Raw genomic sequence first — 19,425 nt, forward strand, 5'->3', positions numbered from 1 at the left:
AAGCGATATGGTTGCGCCGGCGGGTGCGGGCCCCTGTTGCAGGCCCGGCCGCCGGTGCAAGATGTGGCTGCCTAGCGGATGCCGCCGAAGCAGAGGTATTTGGTCTCGAGGTACTCCTCCAGCCCCTCGGCCGCCCCTTCACGACCTAGGCCCGACTCCTTGATGCCGCCAAAGGGGGCCAGCTCGGTCGAGATGATCCCCTCGTTGATGCCGACCATGCCGTATTCGAGCTGCTCGGCCACCCGCCAGACGCGGGCGATGTCGCGGCCATAGAAGTAGGCGGCCAGACCATAGGGGGTATCGTTGGCCAGGGCGATGGCCTCGGCCTCGGTCTCGAAGCGCACCAAGGGCGCGACCGGGCCGAAGATCTCCTCCTGCAGGATGGGGTTGGTTTTATCCACCTTGCCCAGAATGGTGGGCTGGTAGAAGAGCGGGCCGGCGGGGTGGGCTTCCCCCCCCAGCAGCAGCTCGGCGCCGGCGGCGGTGGCCTGTTTGACCAGCTCGGCCACCTTGCTGGCGGCGGCCGGGTTGATGAGCGGGCCTATCTGGGTGCCTTCGCTCATGCCGTCGCCTACCTTGAAGGCCTTGACCGCGGCGGTGAGCTTCTCGGCGAAGGCGTCGTAGATGCCGGCCTGCACCAGGATGCGGTTGGCGCAGACACAGGTCTGGCCGGCGTTGCGGTATTTGGAGGCGAGCGCCCCGGCGATGGCGGCGTCGAGATCGGCGTCGTCAAACACGATGAAGGGGGCGTTGCCGCCGAGCTCCAGCGACAGCTTCTTCATGGTGTCGGCGCATTGGCGCATCAACAGCTTGCCGATGCGGGTGGAGCCGGTGAAGGAGAGCTTGCGCACCGTCTTGTTGTTGCACAGCTCGTTGCCCACCACCGCGGCCTGATGGCTGGTGACGATGTTGATGACCCCGGCCGGGATCCCTGCCTGCTCTGCCAGTGCCGCCAGCGCCAGGGCGCAGAGCGGGGTCTCGGCGGCCGGCTTGATGACAATGGTGCAACCGGCGGCCAGCGCCGGGCCCGCCTTGCGGGTGATCATGGCGATGGGGAAGTTCCAGGGAGTGATGGCGGCGACCACCCCCACCGGCTGCTTGATGGTGGCCAGCCGGCGGTCGCTGGAGAAACCCGGAATGGTGCGGCCATAGGCGCGTTTACCCTCTTCCGCGAACCACTGGATGAAGCTGGCACCGTAGGCCACTTCCCCCTTGGCCTCGGCCAGCGGCTTGCCCTGCTCGCAGGTCATGATGCGGGCCAGCTCCTCCTGGTTGGCCATGATGAGTTCGAACCAGGCGTAGAGCCGGTTGCTGCGCTCCTTGGCGGTGAGCGCCGCCCAGCCCGGCTGGGCCGCGTGGGCGGCGGCGATGGCGCGGCGGGTGTCGCCCTCGTCCATGTCGGGTACCTGGGTGATGACCTGGCCGGTGGCCGGGTTGTGCACCTCGAACCGGTGTCCGCCGCTGGCTTCGCACCAGCGACCATCTATATAGGCAAGGGATTTGATCAGGGAGAGTGCGGGTTGTGATGCTGACATAGATAGCAAGCCTCGATTGTGGGTCAGGGGGCCGGCTCATCCTGTGCCGCCACCGTATAGAATAATAAGCACAGGAAGACCATAAATTGAGCTGAAATGTTTTTCAAGTGTTAAATATATTTGAGTAAACTGTATCTCGCGTGCTAGAAATGGAGCTATTGGAGCGATTTTACCGGTTTCTGTGGTGCAGGGTGTGCAAAATAATGAACGGAGTGCACTGTGCAGGATAACAAACAGGTCGGTCGGATTGACTCGCTATTTTAACCGGGGCCGCCAATGGCTCCTACCAGGCACACAGGGAGGTGGCCGAATGCAGCAACCACAGGGCGAGATGCGCTGGCAGTCCATGACCGACAACCCGCTGGCGCAGAATACCCAGGCGCAGAGCATGGGGGAGCGGTTGGCCGCCACTCGCCGCCGGCTGGGGCTCTCCCAGCGGCGGGTGGCCGAGCTGAGCGGACTGACCCATGGCGCCATCTGCATGATAGAGCAGGACAAGGTGAGCCCGTCGGTGGCCTCTTTGCAAAAGCTGCTCAGCGTCTACGAGTTGCCGCTGTCGCGCTTCTTTGCCGAAGAGGAGGTGGCGAGCACGCCGAGCGTGGTGATCAGGGCCGAGCAGCTGATCGAGCTGGGCAGCCAGGGGGTCTCCATGAAGCTGGTGCACAACGGCAACAACCGTCGCCAGCTCGGCTTCATGCTGGAGACCTACGCCCCCGGCACCGACACCGGCGGCCAGGTCACCCATCTGGGGGAGGAGGTGGGTACCGTGCTGGAGGGATCTGTGATCCTGACGGTGGCGGGCCAGACCTATCAGCTCAGTGCCGGGGACAGCTACGTGATCGACACGGGCGAGCCCCACAGTTTCAGCAATCCGTCGGGACAGGTGTGCCGCATCGTCAGTGCCCACACCCCGGCCAACTTCTAGTGTCGAGACATCGTCTCGTTTGGGAAAAGAACTTGTAAGGAAACAGGGATCATGACCGAACATGTAAACAGTTACTACGCAGCCAGTGCCAACCAACACGCGCCCTATCCGACGCTGACCGAACAGCTGGAATGCGACGTCTGCGTCATCGGGGCGGGTTATACCGGCCTCTCCAGCGCGCTGCATCTGGTGGAAAAGGGCTATTCGGTGGTGGTACTGGAGGCGGCCCGGGTGGGTTTTGGCGCCAGCGGGCGCAACGGCGGCCAGATCGTCAACTCCTACAGCCGCGACATCGACACCATAGAAGCGAATTGCCCGCCGGAACAGGCCAGGTTGCTCGGTTCCATGCTGTTTGAGGGGGGCCAGATCATCCGCGAGCGGATCAAGCGCTACAACATCCAGTGCGATCTGCAGGAGGGCGGGGTGTTCGCCGCCGAGACCGAGAAGCAGTTGCACGAGCTCAAGGCGCAGAAAGCGCGCTGGGAGAAATGGGGCAACGACAAGCTGGAGCTGCTCGATGCCGACGGTGTGCGCGAGGTGGTAGCGAGCGATCGCTACGTCGGCGCCCTGCTCGACAAGAGCGGCGGCCACATTCACCCCCTCAACCTGGCCCTGGGGGAGGCGGAGGCGATCCGCTTGCAGGGGGGCAAGATCTTCGAACAGTCTGCCGTCACCAGCATCACGCCGGGTCAGCCTGCCCTGGTCAAGACCGCCAAGGGGGCGGTCAAGGCGCGCTACGTGGTGGTGGCCGGCAACGCCTACCTCGGCAATCTGGTGCCCGAGCTCGCCGGCAAGAGCATGCCGTGCGGGACTCAGGTGATCGCCACCGAGGTGCTGGGAGAGGAGCGGGCCCGTTCGCTGCTGCCGCAAAACTACTGTCTGGAAGATTGCAACTACCTGCTCGACTACTACCGCACCTCTGGCGATCACCGGCTGATCTATGGCGGTGGTGTGGTCTATGGGGCGCGGGATCCGGCGGACATCGAGCGGCTGATCATCCCCAAGATGCTCAAGACCTTCCCCCAGCTGGCGGACGTCAAGGTGGAGTACACCTGGACCGGCAACTTCCTGCTCACCCTGTCGCGTCTGCCGCAGTTTGGCCGCATCGGCCACAACATCTATTACATGCAGGGCTACAGCGGTCATGGCGTCACCTGTACCCATCTGGCGGGCAAGCTGCTCTCCGAGGTGTTGAGCGGTCAGGCGGAGCGCTTCGATGCGTTCGCCAAGCTGCCGCACTACCCCTTCCCGGGTGGCCGCCTCTTCCGTATCCCCTTCACCGCCGCCGGCGCCGCCTGGTACACCCTGCGCGATCGGCTGGGGGTATGAGCCGGTCCCATTATCAAGGAAAAAGAAACACCGCCAGTTGGCGGTGTTTTTCTTTATATGGGCGCTTATTGGGCCAGGGACTTCAACTGCTGCTTGTCCGGCGGGTTGTTCCAGTCGATGGGGCCATGGGTGAAGCGATATTGCAGGCGGGGCAGGCTGGTCTCCAGCCACTCATCCCGAAAATAGGCGTAGCCCTGATCCCAGTCCGGGTCGTTGGCCCAGCCGGTCTGCAGGAAGTAGAGTCGGGTGCCCTGACCTTCCGGCACGAAGCGCAGGCAGACCTGGGTCTTCTGTTGGCGGATATGGGGCAGGGAGGGGGGAAAATTCCAGCTGAAACTGAGCAGGTCGTGGGGCATGACGGCCATCACCCGGCAACCTTCGCTGCCACGCTCGCCCAGCGGGGCATCGGGTCTGAAATAGATTTCGAAGGGACCATTCGGTTCCGGCACCATCAGGCATTCCGGCGCCAGAAAACTGCGCAGGCCGCTTTCGGTTGTCCAGGCACGCCAGACGTCGTCGATATGGGCCGGAACAAAGATATTGCCTTCTATCTGCTTGTTATCCATAAATCAGCGAGCCTCAAAACATCCATACACGGGACTCAGGCAGTATAGTCCCATGGCTCATGAAATGGACAGAGGTGTGTCACACCCCTGCCATTGTGGCGGCGTTATTCTGTGCCGGCGATTTGACAGGGCCCCCGTGTTCCATGGAGAGTGGGGTGGTACTCATATGACAGGGACAGTTTGATGATCAGAGCCATGCGAGAGACGGATATTCCCCAGTTGGCGCAACTGTTTTTGAAAGGGCGGCGGCAGACCTTTCACTGGGTCGACCCCGCCCAGTTCCGGCTGGAAGATTTTGACGAGCAGACCCGGGGCGAGCAGATCTGGGTGGCCGAGCAGGGGGGGACACCCTGCGGCTTCATCTCCATCTGGGGCGATGAGAGCTTTGTACACCACCTCTATGTCTCGGCCGACTGGCATGGCCAGGGCATGGGACGGGCCCTGTTGCAGCACGGGCTGGTTCCCTTCAACAAGCCAGCATCCCTCAAGGTGGCCACCAACAACACGGCGGCGCTGGCGTTTTATCACCGGTTGGGTTGGCAGAATACGGCGGAAACCGGCCACTGCGAGATCACCGGCCCCTGGCGGCGACTGATCCTGGAATAAGCCGGTTTGTCATGCCCCGTTTGCCTATTCGCTCTGGAGAGGTTGCCGGCAGCCATCGCCGGCAATATATAGTGTCAATTGTCTACCTAGAGTCTCGTGTGAGTGGCGGAAAAATTAACAGCCGTGGCTAATTGTAAAAATAGCTGGCATCACCTGCCGAAAAATATGACAAGCTGTGCCGGATCTATTTGCCATGCGTTACATGGGGGAATTGCATGGTAAACGATCTTGCAGGCGGGCCAATGAGTAATGGCTGAATAAAGTGGCCGCTATATTCAGCCAGAACTTTTTTGTTAAGAAAGTGACAGCTGTTATAAAAACATTATGTTGTTCTCAAACAGCCGTGCTATTCTCAAGCTGTGTTATCCCTGTGACAAACAAAAATAATTCTGTGAGGAAGTAATGAACGAGTTTCTGAAAGTTCTGCTGAACATTCGCAGCCTGCGTGCGGCCATCCGTGAATTGCCGTTTGAACAGCTGCAAGAAGCAAAAGAGAAGTTCGATCTGGTATATAACGAGCGCGCCGATTCTGTTGAACAGGAGCGTGCCGAGCAGGAAGAGCGTCAGCGCAAGCTGAACGAGTTCACCGAAATGCTGCAGCAGGCCGGTATTGATCCCCGTGAACTGCTGAACAGCGCTACCGCCCCGGCTGCCGCTGCTGGCGCGACCAAGAGCAAGCGTGCTCCGCGTCCTGCCAAGTACAAGTATCAGGAAGATGGCCAGGAGAAGACCTGGACCGGTCAGGGCCGTATGCCCAAGGCCATTGCCGAGCAAGTTGCGCTGGGCAAGGATCTGAATGATTTCCTGATCTGATCCCTGAGGGTCGATCATGAATGATGCCGCCCATGAGGCGGCATTATTATTTGTGCTCATTGAAAGCCGCCCCTGTCAATTCCCCATGCTGTTTTATCCGACTGGTTTTTGTCGCATGACAATCGCATGATGTCACCCCTATTTGTTGCCGCCTGATTGAACGATTAATTTCCAGTTGGCTGGTTTTTCATCACCGACATCGTTTTTATGGTGTGACTGGCAGCCTTCTTCTCCTCCTGTTGCTGGACTCATATAGCCCGTCAAGTATTAGGTAGGTCATTCCAGGGCGATACCATCGGCATTAAGAGATCGCCTGTTTCTGGCGCCTTGCCCCTCACTTTGGTTGTTGTCCATGGCATTAATCGGTCTGCCCACTGTCAGCGACCTGATTGGACGAACCACAGCGTATTACCCCGGTTGTTTTATTGCGGCAGGCGCCGGATACCTGCGCACTTTTTATGGGAAAGAGATGCCCGGGCCATTTAATCGGTGGTATCGCGGAGGGATTGGAAAAGGAAAGTGGGAAAATAATAAGGCTCCCGTTACGGGAGCCTTATTCACCCTATGGATTCAACTTGCCAGCTGGGCCGGCCAGCGAATAGGGTCCGGCCGGGGCCGTCCCGGATATTGGCGGCGCCGCTCGACGGCATCCGCCAGCATGGCGAGCAGGGTCTGGGTATCGTCCCAGCACAGGCAGGCATCGGTGACCGACTGGCCGTAGACCAGTTCGCTCAGCGGGGCCGGTTTCTGGCTGCCACCCTGCAGGAAGCTCTCGACCATGACGGCGGCGATGGCGTCGCTGCCTTCTGCCAGCTGACGGCAGAGCTCCCCCGCCACCCGGATCTGGTTCTTGTGCAGCTTCTGGCTGTTGCCATGGCTGCAATCCACCATCAGCCGGGGGGGAAGCCCCTGCCGTGCCAGCCGCTCGGCTGCCTCTTCCACATCGCTCTGGTGGTAATTGGGGCGGGTGCCGCCGCGCAAAATGATGTGGCCGGCCGGGTTGCCTTCACTCTTGATCACCACCATGCCGCCCTGGCTGCCGGGGGCGGTAAACAGATGAGAGGCTTCGCTCGCCTGAATGGCATCGATGGCCACCCGGATGTTGCCGTCCGTCCCGTTCTTGAAGCCGACGGGGCAGGGCAGGGCCGAGGCCAGCTGCCGGTGAACTTGCGACTCCGTGGTGCGGGCACCGATCGCCCCCCAGCTGATGAGATCGGCCAGGTAGAGGAAGCTGGTGGTATCGAGAAACTCGGTGGCGGTGGCCAGCCCCAGCTGGTTGATGTCGAGCAGCAGCTGGCGCGCGAGCCGCATGCCGTGGTTGATGTCGTTGCTGCCATCCAGATGGGGATCGAACACCAGCCCCTTCCAGCCCACCGTGGTGCGGGGCTTCTCGAAATAGGTGCGCATCACTATCTGTAGCCGATCCTGATAGGCGTGGGCCAGCGAGGCCAGCCGTCTGGCATAGTCGAGGGCGGCGAGGGGATCGTGGATGGAGCAGGGGCCAATCACCACCAGCAGGCGATCGTCCTCTCCAGCCAGGATCCGGCGAGCCTGCTGGCGGTGCTGGTCGATCCGGGTCGCCAGCTCGGCGGGACAGGGATGAAGTGCCAACAGGTCGGCAGGAGTGGGGAGTACCTCCACCGCGAAGGCGCGCATTACCGAGTTTAAAACTGCCATCTGGATTACCTTGCTGTGCATAGGAGTGAGTGACGTGCACTCCACACCGGAACCCGGACGGGAGCTGCAATGGGGCGTCATCACCTGTTATTGTTGAGAGTGATTATCATTATCTTGTTGTCGGCCGCAAATGCAAGCACAACCGAGTGGCACACCAGAATGGGGGGAGAGCGCCGGCGGGCAAGGCCGCTCCAATGGCAATCAAGCCCATGACCGGCAGGCCATGGGCTTGATATTTCAGGGCAAAATCAGCTGGTTTAGCTGTCCATCACGTCGTGACGGGCATGGTGATAGGCCTCTTCATCCTTGCCGTGGCGCCAGTAGGGCACGGCGTAGACCCGGGTGCGATCCACCTCGAGCGTGCGCCGTACGTGGCGGCGCATGGGGACCACCAAGCCCTCTTCCCCGCCAAACCAGAAGTAGCTCTGTTGCTCCTCCAGCGGCAGGGCGGTGAAGTACTCTACCAGCGGCGCCGTCTGCTCGGGGGTGCCGACAAACCAGCGCAGGCTTACCCCGGCGGGCAGCGACAGATCCTGCACATCTTCCTGATAGGGCACCAGCAGGGCGATGTGGCCGCGGGCATCGGCGGGCATCACCTCAATCATGGCGCTGATGGCGGGCAGGGCGGTGAGATCCCCCACCATGTAGTAGTAACTGGCCGGTTGCAGCATGGGATCCGGGCCACCCGGGCCCGAGATGGCCAGCAGATCGCCGGGCTTGGCCTGGCTGGCGAAACGGCTGGCGGGGCCGCCATCATCGTGCAGGGCGAAGTCGATATCCAGCTCCAGCGCCTCGCGGCGAAACGCACGAATGGTGAAGGTGCGCATGATGGGACGCTGGCTCGGGTCTTCCCAGCGCGGTCCCTGCGGGGTGGGGGTGGGCAGCACGGCATGGGCCTGGCCCGGCTGGGGCAGCATGATCTTGATATGGGCGCCGCCACAGGTGAAGGGGTAGTCAGCGAGCTCCGGGCTGGTCAGGCAGATCCGGCGCAGGTGCGGGCTCACATCCTGAATGTGCTTGACCGTGAGCAGGCGGGGGCGGTTGACCGGGGCGGACTGGGACATGGGCATACTCCTGACTGATAATGGCGCCCATTCTTCATTAAATGAAAATTATTATCAATTGGTTTGTGTGACAGAGTCAGAGAGGGGAAAGCGAAGGGAAGTTCAGTGGCGTGCAGAAAATAGCCCCCTCGCCATGGGGCGAGGGGGCTGGGCTCAGAGGCGATCGCTGCCCCCCAGCGCCTTGTAGATCCTGGCCATGGTGTTGAGCTGCTCCTTCTGCTGGCCGAGCAGGGCGAGCTCGGCGTCCCACAGCCGGTTCTGTTCATCCAGCCAGGGTTGTACCCCGGTGGCGCCGGCCTGGTAGCGGGCTCTGGCCAGCCGCTCCGCCTCTTTGGCAAAGTCCAGCTGCTCGGCCAGGTAGCTCAGGCGTTGCTCGCCGTGGTGGCGGGCGGTCAAACCATCCTCCACCTCCACCAGTGCGCCGTAGAGCTGCTTGCGAAACTCCGCTTCGGCTATCTGGTAATCGAGCTTGGCGCCGGCGATGGCGAGCCGGGTCTTGTTGTACTCGAGGAAGGGCAGCGCCAACGTGGCGCCCAGGGTGCCCACCGGGTTTTGCAGCACCTGGGTCAGGGTGTCCGAGCTGCTGTTGGCGCCGCCGGTCAGCTTCAATGTGGGGTAGAGACCGGTGCGGATCTCGTCCCCCTTCGCCAGGGTCTTGCGCAGGCGCAGCTCGGCGGCGCGCACGTCGGGACGCCGCGCCAGCACGTCGGCCGGAATGCCGACCGCCAGGGTGGGGATGGCGGCCGTCGGCAGCGCCTTGGGCTCGAACGCCAGCGGACCGCTGCTGCGACCGAGCAACAGGTGCAGGGCGTTGCGGGCCTGCTCCTGCTGCATCAGGAGCGAGCTGAGCTCCGCCTGCTTGCCGGCCTTCTGCTGGCTGGCCTGCACCAGATCGAGCCGGGTCACGGCGCCGGCCCGGTACTTGGCCTGGGTCAGCTGCTCGGCGCGCTCATAGTTGGCGAGCTGCTGCTGGCCCAGGGTGATGGCCGAGCCGAGGTAGGCCAGCTGCCAATATTGCTCGAGCGCCTTGCCGATCAGCATCAGGCGGGTGGCGGCCAGATCCTGGGCGGACGCCTCGGCCTCCCAGCTCGCTTGATCCCGCACCGAGGCCAGCCTGCCCCACAGATCCACCTCGTAGCCGAGGGTCAGGGAGGGGCCCATGCTGCCTTCACTCTTGCCGCTCTTCAGATTCTTGGTGCCATTGCCGCCGAGGCTGGCATCGACCGAGGGGGTCAGGTTGGTGTCGGCCAGATCGGCACTGAGCAGGGCGCTGCGCAGGCGCAGGCCGGCGACCTGCATGTCCGGGTTGGCCGCCAGCACGGCCTCGATCAGCCGATTGAGCTCGGGATCGTGGAAGCCTTGCCACCAGGGGCCGGCCAACTGGCGGGTGAGACCGTCCCCCGGCTGCTGCCAATGGTCGGCCAGTGCCAGCTCCTGCCGCTGATAGCTGCTCTTCTGGCTGCAGGCGCCGAGGCCGAGCGCCAGGGTGAGGCAGAGCCCCAGTTTGGATAAGTGGTACATCGTCATTCCCTCGCCAGCGCCTCGACCGGATCGAGCCGGGCGGCATTGCGGGCGGGCAGATAGCCAAACAGGATCCCGATGAGCGAGGAACAGCCAAACGCCATCAGGATGGAAAAGAGCGAGAAGTGCATCTGGATGCTCTCCACGAACAGGGAGAAGAGCAGGCCGATGAAGAGGGAGACCCCCACCCCGAGCATGCCCCCCAGCAGGCTAACCATCACCGCTTCGATCAGAAACTGCTGCAGTATGTCCGACTGGCGGGCACCGACCGCGATGCGGATGCCGATCTCGCGGGTGCGCTCCACCACCGACACCAGCATGATGTTCATCACCCCGACGCCGCCGACGATGAGGGAGATCACCGCGATGGCGGAGACCAGCAGGGTCATGGTGGCGGTGGTCTTCTCCACCGACTTGATGATGCTGTCGCTGCTGAAGGTGAAGAAGTCCTTCACTCCGTGGCGCTGGGTCAGCAGCTCGATGGCGGCCTGCTCGGCCAGCGCCGGTTGCACCCCATCCTTGACCCGGATGGTGAGCTGGCTGAAGTGGTTCTGGGAGATGAGGCGGCTCATCACGGCGCTGTAGGGCAGCCAGACGTTCACCGACTGGCTGCTGCGGCCAAACCCGGTCTCCTCTTCCACCACGCCGACGATGCGCACCGGCAGGGTGCCGACCAGCACCACCTGGCCAACGGGATCCTGTTTGCCGAGCAGGCTCTCTATGGTCTTGCCGTCCACCACCGCCACCGAGGTCCGGTTCTGGATGTCGCGCTCGTCAAACAGCCGGCCGTTGGTGAGTTTCATCCCCTTGACCCGGAAGAAGTCGCTGCCGACCCCGACTATGCTGCCGCTGTTGGTCTTGTTGCGATAGCGCAGCTGGCCGGAGGCGGCGATCTGGGGGCTGGCCCCTTCCAGGTAGGGTTGGCCGAGCAGGGCGTCGAGATCCCGCTTGTTGAGGGTCTGGATGCTGGCGGCCTTCTCGTCCCCCCAATCCTTGCCGGGGAAGATGTCGATGGTATTGGTGCCCATGGCATTGATCTGGTCGATCACCTTGGCACGGGCCCCCTGGCCGAGTGCCACCACGCTCACCACGGCGGCGATGCCGATGATGATGCCGAGCATGGTGAGGAAGGTGCGCATACGGTGGGCCAGCATGGCGTGCAGCGCCATGCGTGCCGCTTCTCGGTAGCGATCCCAGTCGTGGCCCGCCCCTTCCTTGCTGGCGGGGGCTGCGGTCGGGGTCACGGGGGCGGCCGCCGCTTTGCGGCCGCTGTCCTCCAGCACCCGGCCATCCTTGAGAGTGATGATCCGGTCGGCGTGGCTGGCCACCTCCATGTCGTGGGTCACCAGGATGATGGTGTGGCCCTGGGCGTGCAGCTCCCTGAGGATGGCCATCACCTCCTTGCCGCTCTGGCTGTCGAGGGCCCCGGTGGGTTCGTCCGCCAGGATCACCTCGCCGCCGTTGGCCAGCGCCCGGGCGATACTGACCCGCTGCTGCTGGCCGCCGGAGAGCTGGCTCGGGGTGTGATGGCTGCGATCGCTGAGCCCCAGTCGCGCCAGCAGTGCCTGGGAGCGGGCCTGGCGCTCGGCCCGTGGCGTGCCGGCGTAGACGGCCGGGATCTCCACGTTGGCGGCGGCATTGAGGTGCGGCAAGAGGTGGTAGCGCTGAAAGATGAAGCCGAAGTGGTGACAGCGCAGCCTGGCGAGGGAGAGGGCGTCCAGGGTGGCGGTGTCCTGGCCGCGGAACAGGTACTGGCCGCTGCTCGGCCGATCGAGGCAGCCGAGCAGGTTCATCAGGGTCGACTTGCCGGAGCCGGAGGCGCCGACGATGGCGATCATCTCTCCCGCCTCGATGGTGAGATCGAGGGGATGGAGCACGGTCACTTCCTGCTCTCCGCTCTGGTAGCGCCGCTCGATCCCCTTGAGCTGGATCAGAGGCTCGCTCACAGCATGATCTCCACGTCATTGCCACTGACCGGCGAACCCTGGTTCAGGGTGACCTTCTCCTGTTCGCTCAGGCCGCTGACCACCTCCACCTTGATGTCATCCTTCATGCCGGTTTTGATGCGGCGAGTCTCCTTCTGGTCATCCTCCTTGAGCAGGGTGACCTCGTACTCGTTCTCCCCGAGCTTCTTGCCAAGGGCGGTCTGCGGAATGGTCAGCACCTGCTTGCGCTCGCCGAGCACTATGGTGACCTGGGTGGTCATGGCGACCCGCAGGGTGTGATCCGGGTTGGGCACGTCGAACAGGGCGTAGTAGTAGACGGCGGCGTTGTTGGTGGCCGTGGTGCTGGTGGCCTGCTCGTTGATGTTGGTGGGGGCCAGTTCGACGGTGCGCAGGGTGCCGTGGTAGCGGGTGTCCGGATCCCCCATCAGGGTGAAATAGACCGGCATGCCGGCCTTGACCCGAGTGACGTCCGCTTCCGAGATCTGCGCCTTGACCGTCATGGTCTCCAGATTGGCGAGCTTGAGCAGGGTCGGCACCGTCTGGCTGGCGGCCAGGGTCTGCCCCTGGCGGGTCACTATGCTGACGACGGTACCATCCATGGGCGCCTGAATGCGGTTGTAGCCGAGCTCCGTCTTGGCTCGCTCCACCTTGATCTGGGCATTGTCGACTTCAGCCAATGCCCCCTGCAGCTCGGCTCTGGTCACGGCCAGCTGGGCTTCGGCGCTCTCCAGATCGGCGCGCGAGCTCGCCTCCTGCCTGAACATCTGCTGCTGGCGACGCCAGCTCAGCTCGTTCTGCTTGAGCTGGGCCTGCTTGATCTTGAGCTGGGCGCGGCGGCTGGCGAGATCCGCCTCGGCGGTCTTGAGGTTGTTCTGGGCGATCAGCGGATCGATCTCGGCCAGCAGGTCTCCCTGCTTGACCTTCTGACCTGCCTCTACCGCCAGATAGGTGACCTGGCCCGAGACCTGGGCACCGACGTCTACCTGCTCGATGGCCTGCAACACACCGCTGGCCAGTACGGTCTGCTCCACGTCCTGGCGGGTCACCTGGGCGGTCAGTACCGGCTCGGGAGCCTTGCTCGGCCAGGCCAACCAGCCGATGGCGAGCACGGGCACGAGGGCGAGCAGGGCAATTTTTCTCTGCTTGGGAGTGATGTTCATTTTTCACCTGAAAGAAGCGAACGAAGGCGTGCAAGGGCAACATCCTGCAGCAAACGAGGCTCAAAAAACAGTGATGAATATGTAAGAAAACATGTAGATAGTCTTGTCACTAGCGTGCCCTGGCCGGGCTTCCTGGCGAGCAGACGGGGCGGGGGGCAGCGGGCGAAAAAGCCCGCTGCGGGAGGTCATTCGGGCACCCGGCCTGAGTCGGCGGGGGCCGGTCGTCAGCCGACGGCCTTGAGTTGTTCGGTGTAGGGCTCGTGGCAGATCTGGATGTCGAGCGGCAGCTTGTAGATAAGCAGGCGGGCCAGGGAGCCCTCCATCCAGTGGTGACGGCTGCCGACCAGCAGCAGATCCATCGGGTGAGTGGCCAGCCAGCGTTTCAGGTCGGGCACCACGTCATCGACCACCAGGCACTGGTAATCCACCGGGTGTTGCAGGGTGGTGATGAGCTCGCTGATGATGGCCTTGGCGTCCAGCGTACCCTGGGCGCTGCGCTCCTCTTCCGACAGCGAGAGGCTGTTGCGGCGCATCTTGCTGCTGTGGGTCAGGTGCAGCAGGGTGAGCTCGCCCCCCATTCCTTGTGCCAATTGACTCGCTTTGGCCAGCGTCTCCTGCTCGTAATCTTTGCCTTCCAGCAACAGCACGATATTGGTTGAGGTCATAAGCAGTTCTCCCTTGGCATGGTGCGGGTCACCCGGGACAAACGGCCTGTCCCATATCACTGTGTACCCGCTCTGTGTCGCATAGCACGAACCAGTCTCTGTGGCTGCCGGTGTCAGCGGGTGTCGCTGATGCAGCGCCAGGGCATGTTCGTTTACATCATCATAACAGACTGAGTTGAATGGAAAATGAAGGAAACGCGGGGCTGGGTGGGCAAATGACGTGCGAGCCGTCAAAAGTGTGAGCAAAGCAGGGGTTGGCCCCTCTCTGGAGCCATGCCGGAGGGTGTTGGCAGGCAGACGGCAAGGTAACAAGAGAGAGGGTGGGGCGGGTGAGCAGATGGCGAGTCCGGCGTGAAGCGGGACTCGCCGGGTCAGCGTGGCTTGCCTGCCAGATAGCTCGTCAGCCAGGGCAGCCCCTCTTTCTTGCGACTGACGGCGCCGATCAGCTGGATGGGGTGAGCGGGCAGGATGCCGTTGCTGGCGAAATGGAGCTGGCTGCCCCCCTGAGCCAGGTCGGTCAGCATCAGGACATAGGCATCCAACCCATCCTCTGCCAGCCGCAGTTGCATCGCCTGTTCCAGCTCCGCCTGCCGGCTGTGCAGCTGACCCGGATCCATCACGCAGATCTGGCTGACATAGAGCTGGTAACCGGCGATCCGGTACGCCTTCTCGTCGGCGGCGAGCAGCTCGGCCATGGGGGCGTCACCGAGCTGGGTGCGGCGCTCCAGCAGGGTCTGGGCAAATGGCTCCAGCGCCAGATCCGCCAGCGGCAGCAGGGCATGAACGGCGGCGCGATCGCGCGCCGTGGTGGTGGGCGAGGTGAGGCTGAAGGTATCGCTGATGATGGCCCCCAGCAGCAGGCGAGCCTGGGCGCGGGAGAGGGTATGGTAACCCATCAGCTCCAGCAGCACGGTGGCGCTGCAACCCACGGCCCGGATCCAGGCATCGAGCGGCCCACGGGTAATGAGGGTGCCGATGCGGTGGTGGTCGATGAGGCCCTGCACGTCGGCCTCTGCCAGTCCATCCGGCCCCTGCTCCAGCTCGCTGAAATCCACCAGGAACACCTGCTTGTTGGCCACGCTGCCCTGCAGCAGGGGCGGGGCGGCGACGCCGGCGGTTTCCAGAATGAAGCGGGTTTCGGCGATGGGTTCGCCAAGGGCATAGGCCTGGGCAGGGCGGCCCTGGCGATTGAGCCAGTCGGCAGCCACCAGGGCGGTACAGATGCTGTCGCTATCGGGATTCTTGTGACCAAACACGTGGAGCATGGTGCCATTCCTGCGGTTGATGACGTACCTGAGGCAAGATCAGGTATGCGGGGCAAACGGGAAAACAGGGGGTTGCCCTGCTCTGGATTCACTCTATGCGCCGTCCCCGCTCATGGCAACCGGCGCAGGCCGCTCTGCGGCGGGCGAGACCCTGTTGTAAAAGGGGCGCTCACTCCTGCTGCTGAATCGCCTTGGGGCTGGGTAGGGAGGCAGACCAGGGTCGCAGATTAGGGCAGGGAGGCAAACTCGGACAGGGAGACAAGCGGAAGGAGATAGCTGTGTGGCAAGCGCCGGGGGATCGCCCATGGCCGCAAGGTTCACGCTGCAAGAGGTGGATAGGGGGATGGGCAAGCAAAGAGATTAGGCCGTGTCTCGGTATGAGCGAGAGGCTATGAGGCTTCGATCCGGCCAGGCAGGCCGTGACCATTAAAACCGCCAGAAAGTGATCTCTCGGGAGTGAGCTCTCCAGAATGCGGCAATGGCGGCATGGTGATGATGTACCCGCCGCGGCGCCGCAAACCGCCGTCACCAGCAGGCGGGATTACGCGGGGAACCTGATGAGTAAGCCCCGCGTGCAGCTGGCTGACCTTTGCCTCAGCAGGCCAGCAGTTCGCGGGCGTTGGCCAGGGTGTTGTCGGTGATCTGATCGCCCCCCAGCAGACGGGCCAGCTCGTTGAGACGGGCACTTTGATCCAGCGCCTGCATCTGGGTTTCGGTGGTCTTGCCGTCGGTGTGCTTGCTCACCACCATGTGCTGGTGCCCCTTGCCTGCGACCTGGGGCAGGTGGGTGACCACCATCACCTGGGTCGATTCACCCAGCTGGCGCAGCAGGCGTCCTACCACGGCGGCTGTGGGGCCACTGATCCCCACGTCCACTTCATCGAAGATGAGGGTCGGCGTCGAGATCTTGCGGGCGCTGATCACCACGATGGCGAGGCTGATACGCGACAGTTCGCCGCCGGAGGCCACCTTGCCGAGTGGCTGGATGGGCTGGCCCGGGTTGGTGGTGACCATGAACTCCACCCGGTCGATGCCGAGCGGTGACAGGCTGCTCTGGGCATCGGGGCGCACCTCAATGGCGAAGCGGCCGTCCGGCATCGCCAGCTCGTGCATGCTGGCACTCACCTTGGCGCCGAGCTCTTCGGCATAGCGTTGGCGACTCTGGCTCAGGGCCTCGGCGGCCTGCACGAAGGCCTGGCGGGCCTCGGCCAGCTCGTCTTCCATCCCCTCCAGCCGCTCTTCGTCTGAGTTGAGGCGCGCCAGATCGGCGGCCAGCTCCTGATGGTGCAGGGCCAGCTCGGCCGGTTTGACATGGTGCTTGCGGGCCAGGTTGATGGCTTTGGAGAGGCGGCTCTCCAGCTCGTTGAAGCGCTCTGGATCCAGCTCCAGCCGGTCCAGGTAGCTGCGCAGCTCGCTGTGGCTTTCCTGCACTCCTATCAGGGCCTCGTTGAGCATGCCGAGCACGTCGCCCAGCCGGCTGTCCATGGCGACCAGCCCCTCGGCCCGATCGACGACAGTCTGCAGCAGACCGGCGATGGTGGTCTCCTCGTTGTCATAGAGCAGATCCAGACAGGCGCCGCACTCCTGCATCAGCTCGGTGCCGTTGGCCAGGCGCTGGTGCTCCTCTTCAATCTCTTCAAACTCCCCCGGTTGCAGGGCGAACTCGTCCAGCTCCTGCACCTGGTATTCGATGAGCTGGCGGCGGGCCTCCCGTTGCTGCTGCTCGGCCTTGAGCCGGTTGAGCTCGTTCTGCAGCTGGCGCCACTGCTGGTAGTGGCGGCGCACCTCATCGAGCAGCAGATGGTGGCCGGCGTAGCCATCGAGCAGGGCGAGCTGGTAATCGGGTTTGAGCAGCATCTGGTGGGCATGCTGGCCATGGACGTTGACCAGCAGCTGGCCCAGGTTCTTGAGCTGGGTGAGGGGCACGGGCACGCCGTTGATGTAGCTGCGTGAGCGCCCCTCGGCAGAGATGACCCGCCGCACTATGCATTCCCCTTCGTTTTCCAGCTCGTTGGTGGCCAGCCAGGCGCGAGCGGCCGGGTTGCCGTCCAGCAGGAAGCGGGCGCTGACCTCGCTCTTGTCACTGTCCGGTCGCACCATGCCCGCTTCGGCACGCTCCCCCAGGCACAGGCCCAGGGCATCGATGGCGATGGATTTGCCCGCCCCGGTCTCACCCGTGATGCAGGTCATGCCCGGTTGCAGATCGAGTTCGAGAAACTTGACGATGGCGAAGTTGTTGACGGTCAGCTGGGTCAGCATGGTCTCATCCTGTATGGGCCAACATTACTGTGTATGCATCCAGTATATACTGGTTTTCCATACAGTAAAGATGTCGCCGCGGGACGGAATGCAAAACGGCCCGCGCCAGGGACCGTTTTGTGAGGGAGATGGAGTGCAGGGCTGGGGATCAGAACAGCTTGCTGCCCCAGCCGAGCTTGTTGCGCAGCACGTGGAAGTAGCTGTAATCGAGCGGATGCACCAGATGCAGCTTGTGGCTGCTCTTCTTGATGAGGATCTCGTCCCCCGGGTGGACCGCCAGGGTCACCTGACCGTCGCAGCTCACTTGCATGGCGTCGTCCTGATTGTCCGGTGAGACCAGCAGCCGCACCTCGCTGTCGGCGTCCAGCACGATGGGGCGGCTGCTCAGGGTGTGCGGGAACATGGGCACCAGCGTGATGGCGTTGAGCTTGGGGGTGAGGATGGCGCCCCCTGCCGACAATGAGTAGGCGGTGGAGCCGGTGGGGGTGGCCACTATGATGCCGTCCGAGCGCTGGCTGTACATGAAGCTGCCGTCGATGTAGACCTCGAACTCGATCATGTGGGCAATCTTGCCCGGGTGCAGCACCGCCTCGTTGACCGCCAGGTTGTTGGACTTGCGCTCGCCGTGGCGATAGACCGCCGCCTCCAGCAGGAAGCGGTGCTCGCTCTTGTAGTGGCCGCACAGCACCTGCTCCAGCGGCAGCAGGTAATCCTGCGGCGAGAGATCGGTGAGAAAGCCGAGGTTGCCCCGGTTTACCCCGATCACCGCCACGTCGAAGCGCGACAGTACCCGCGCGGCCCCCAGCATGTTGCCGTCACCACCGACCACGATGGCGAGATCCGCCTGCTGGCCCAGTTGCACCAGGTCCATCACGTTCTCGTCCATGATGCCGAGGGCGTGGGCCACCCGGCTCTCTACCAGCACCCGAAAACCGCGGGTGGTCAGGTATTGATGCAGGCCGGTCAGGGTCTGGTTGGCCCCTTCGTGGTGGGGCTTGCCAATCAGGGCGATGGTTTTGAACGGAGAATCCATGGTCTGTCGGGTCTGGGATGAGTATTGGGGGGAGTATACCGCGCTTTGGGGGGGATTTGTCTGCTGCCGGCGTGTCCGCTTGCGCCATGGGGCGGGAAAACGCCGTAAATTGCCTGTCGCTTCACCTCCTTGGCGATAATGGCGCCCTTTTCCCCTTGAAAGCCGGGGATCCATCCCCATAATAGCGCCAACATAGTCGGCCCGTTGCCGTCCGGTCGCGCAACCGGAGAACGGGCCCTCATAAGTAACCCGCAATTGGAGATGTCATGAACCACGAAGAACAAAAGGTTGAAGCGATGGAGCAAGTGGAAGCCCAGCCAGTCGAGCCGACCGATGTAGACAGTGAAGTGACAGCCGAGCAGGCCCGCATTGCCGAGCTGGAGGCGCAGCTGGAAGCTGCCCAGCAAGCCTCTGCCGAAGAGCGCGAGCGCGCCATTCGTGCCGTCGCCGAGATGGAGAACCTGCGTCGTCGCGCGGCGCAGGACGTGGAGAAGGCGCACAAGTTCGCGCTGGAGAAGTTCGCCGCCGAGCTCTTGCCGGTGCTGGACAACATGGAACGCGCCATCGAGCTGGCCGACAAGGAAAACGACGCCCTCAAGCCGATGATCGAAGGGGTCGAGCTGACCCTGAAATCCATGCAGAGCGGCGTGGCCAAGTTCGGTCTGGCGGCGCTGGATCCGACCAACCAGCCGTTTGACCCCAACGCCCATCAGGCGATGAGCATGGTGCCGAGTGCCGACGTGGCGCCGAACACCGTCATCGCCGTGATGCAGAAAGGCTACGAGCTGAACGGTCGCGTGATCCGTCCGGCCATGGTCATGGTATCCAAGGCCGTCGACTGAGTCGGTGCTTGATGCCCAGGCCCGCCGCTTGGCGGGCTTTTTGTTGTGTATCCCTGCGGTGCGTCATGGCCCGGCCATGACAAAAGGTGGGGTTTTTGCAGGGCGGGGCTTGAAGTGGCCACTTGCGACCCCATATAGGATGCAAGGCCACGGCGGCACAAAAAATTTGATGCCGGGAGCTTGAAAGCCAGATTGGCAGGCCCCACCTAGCCGTTAACG

Annotated in this window: 16 protein-coding genes; 5 read left to right on the top strand and 11 right to left on the bottom strand. The window is 63.2% G+C overall.

Annotation, left to right across the window (positions count from 1 at the left end; all coding sequences use genetic code 11):
• Positions 1-71: 71 nt before the first annotated feature.
• Positions 72-1,535, bottom strand: coding sequence for an NAD-dependent succinate-semialdehyde dehydrogenase (locus AB5Y98_RS03070; protein ID WP_368231306.1), 1,464 nt, complete (start codon positions 1,533-1,535; stop codon positions 72-74).
• A 310-nt stretch (positions 1,536-1,845) separates the two neighbouring features.
• On the opposite strand from AB5Y98_RS03070, the gene puuR reads away from it, so the two are divergent.
• Together puuR and AB5Y98_RS03080 are read left to right on the top strand one after the other, a co-directional pair.
• Complete coding sequence (puuR, locus tag AB5Y98_RS03075) at positions 1,846-2,460, top strand: HTH-type transcriptional regulator PuuR (RefSeq protein WP_010633355.1); 615 nt, start codon at positions 1,846-1,848, stop codon at positions 2,458-2,460.
• A 51-nt stretch (positions 2,461-2,511) separates the two neighbouring features.
• A complete protein-coding gene (locus AB5Y98_RS03080) occupies positions 2,512-3,789 on the top strand; it encodes an FAD-binding oxidoreductase (protein ID WP_019840188.1) in 1,278 nt (425 codons plus the stop codon).
• A gap of 65 nt (positions 3,790-3,854) precedes the next feature.
• On the opposite strand, the gene AB5Y98_RS03085 is transcribed toward AB5Y98_RS03080, so the two are convergent.
• Positions 3,855-4,355: an SRPBCC domain-containing protein gene (locus AB5Y98_RS03085; protein WP_005303036.1), complete on the bottom strand. Its 501-nt coding sequence runs from the start codon at positions 4,353-4,355 to the stop codon at positions 3,855-3,857.
• Positions 4,356-4,538: 183 nt separating this feature from the next.
• Here AB5Y98_RS03085 and AB5Y98_RS03090 point away from each other — a divergent pair, with 183 nt between their 5' ends.
• Positions 4,539-4,961 (top strand): N-acetyltransferase family protein, encoded by a 423-nt coding sequence (locus AB5Y98_RS03090; protein WP_368231307.1) that lies wholly within the window; start codon positions 4,539-4,541, stop codon positions 4,959-4,961.
• A gap of 402 nt (positions 4,962-5,363) precedes the next feature.
• Positions 5,364-5,774 (top strand): H-NS family nucleoid-associated regulatory protein, encoded by a 411-nt coding sequence (locus AB5Y98_RS03095; protein WP_368231308.1) that lies wholly within the window; start codon positions 5,364-5,366, stop codon positions 5,772-5,774.
• Between the two features lie 570 nt (positions 5,775-6,344).
• Here the strand turns inward: AB5Y98_RS03095 and AB5Y98_RS03100 are convergent.
• The 9 genes from AB5Y98_RS03100 to nadK all read right to left on the bottom strand — a co-directional run bounded on the left by AB5Y98_RS03100 (position 6,345) and on the right by nadK (position 18,364).
• On the bottom strand, positions 6,345-7,451 hold the full coding sequence (locus AB5Y98_RS03100) for a 3-deoxy-7-phosphoheptulonate synthase (protein WP_368231309.1): 1,107 nt from the start codon (positions 7,449-7,451) through the stop codon (positions 6,345-6,347).
• Positions 7,452-7,708: 257 nt separating this feature from the next.
• Positions 7,709-8,515 (bottom strand): siderophore-interacting protein, encoded by an 807-nt coding sequence (locus AB5Y98_RS03105; RefSeq protein WP_017780719.1) that lies wholly within the window; start codon positions 8,513-8,515, stop codon positions 7,709-7,711.
• Between the two features lie 153 nt (positions 8,516-8,668).
• Positions 8,669-10,042 carry an efflux transporter outer membrane subunit gene (locus tag AB5Y98_RS03110; protein WP_368231310.1) on the bottom strand — a complete coding sequence of 458 codons (1,374 nt, stop codon included), beginning with the start codon at positions 10,040-10,042 and terminating at the stop codon, positions 8,669-8,671.
• Entirely contained in the window at positions 10,039-11,982 is a 1,944-nt protein-coding gene (locus AB5Y98_RS03115; RefSeq protein ID WP_368231311.1) for a MacB family efflux pump subunit, read from the bottom strand. Before AB5Y98_RS03115 ends, AB5Y98_RS03110 begins: the two co-directional genes overlap by 4 nt.
• Positions 11,979-13,142 (bottom strand): macrolide transporter subunit MacA, encoded by a 1,164-nt coding sequence (gene macA, locus AB5Y98_RS03120; RefSeq protein WP_368231312.1) that lies wholly within the window; start codon positions 13,140-13,142, stop codon positions 11,979-11,981. Before macA ends, AB5Y98_RS03115 begins: the two co-directional genes overlap by 4 nt.
• A 224-nt stretch (positions 13,143-13,366) precedes the next feature.
• Positions 13,367-13,807 (bottom strand): universal stress protein, encoded by a 441-nt coding sequence (locus AB5Y98_RS03125; protein ID WP_368231313.1) that lies wholly within the window; start codon positions 13,805-13,807, stop codon positions 13,367-13,369.
• A 371-nt stretch (positions 13,808-14,178) separates the two neighbouring features.
• Positions 14,179-15,072 carry a DHHA2 domain-containing protein gene (locus AB5Y98_RS03130; RefSeq protein WP_368231314.1) on the bottom strand — a complete coding sequence of 298 codons (894 nt, stop codon included), beginning with the start codon at positions 15,070-15,072 and terminating at the stop codon, positions 14,179-14,181.
• A gap of 594 nt (positions 15,073-15,666) precedes the next feature.
• Positions 15,667-17,331 (bottom strand): DNA repair protein RecN, encoded by a 1,665-nt coding sequence (recN, locus tag AB5Y98_RS03135; RefSeq protein ID WP_005303015.1) that lies wholly within the window; start codon positions 17,329-17,331, stop codon positions 15,667-15,669.
• Positions 17,332-17,479: 148 nt separating this feature from the next.
• Entirely contained in the window at positions 17,480-18,364 is an 885-nt protein-coding gene (gene nadK / locus AB5Y98_RS03140) for an NAD(+) kinase (RefSeq protein WP_005303013.1), read from the bottom strand.
• Between the two features lie 266 nt (positions 18,365-18,630).
• Between nadK and grpE the strand changes: the two genes are divergently transcribed.
• Positions 18,631-19,206, top strand: a complete 576-nt coding sequence (gene grpE / locus AB5Y98_RS03145; RefSeq protein ID WP_005303011.1) for a nucleotide exchange factor GrpE — start codon at positions 18,631-18,633, stop codon at positions 19,204-19,206.
• Positions 19,207-19,425 lie beyond the last annotated feature (219 nt).

The sequence above is a fragment of the Aeromonas sp. s3 genome, assembly GCF_040907805.1.
In the GTDB taxonomy this organism is placed as follows: Bacteria; Pseudomonadota; Gammaproteobacteria; order Enterobacterales; family Aeromonadaceae; genus Aeromonas; species Aeromonas dhakensis.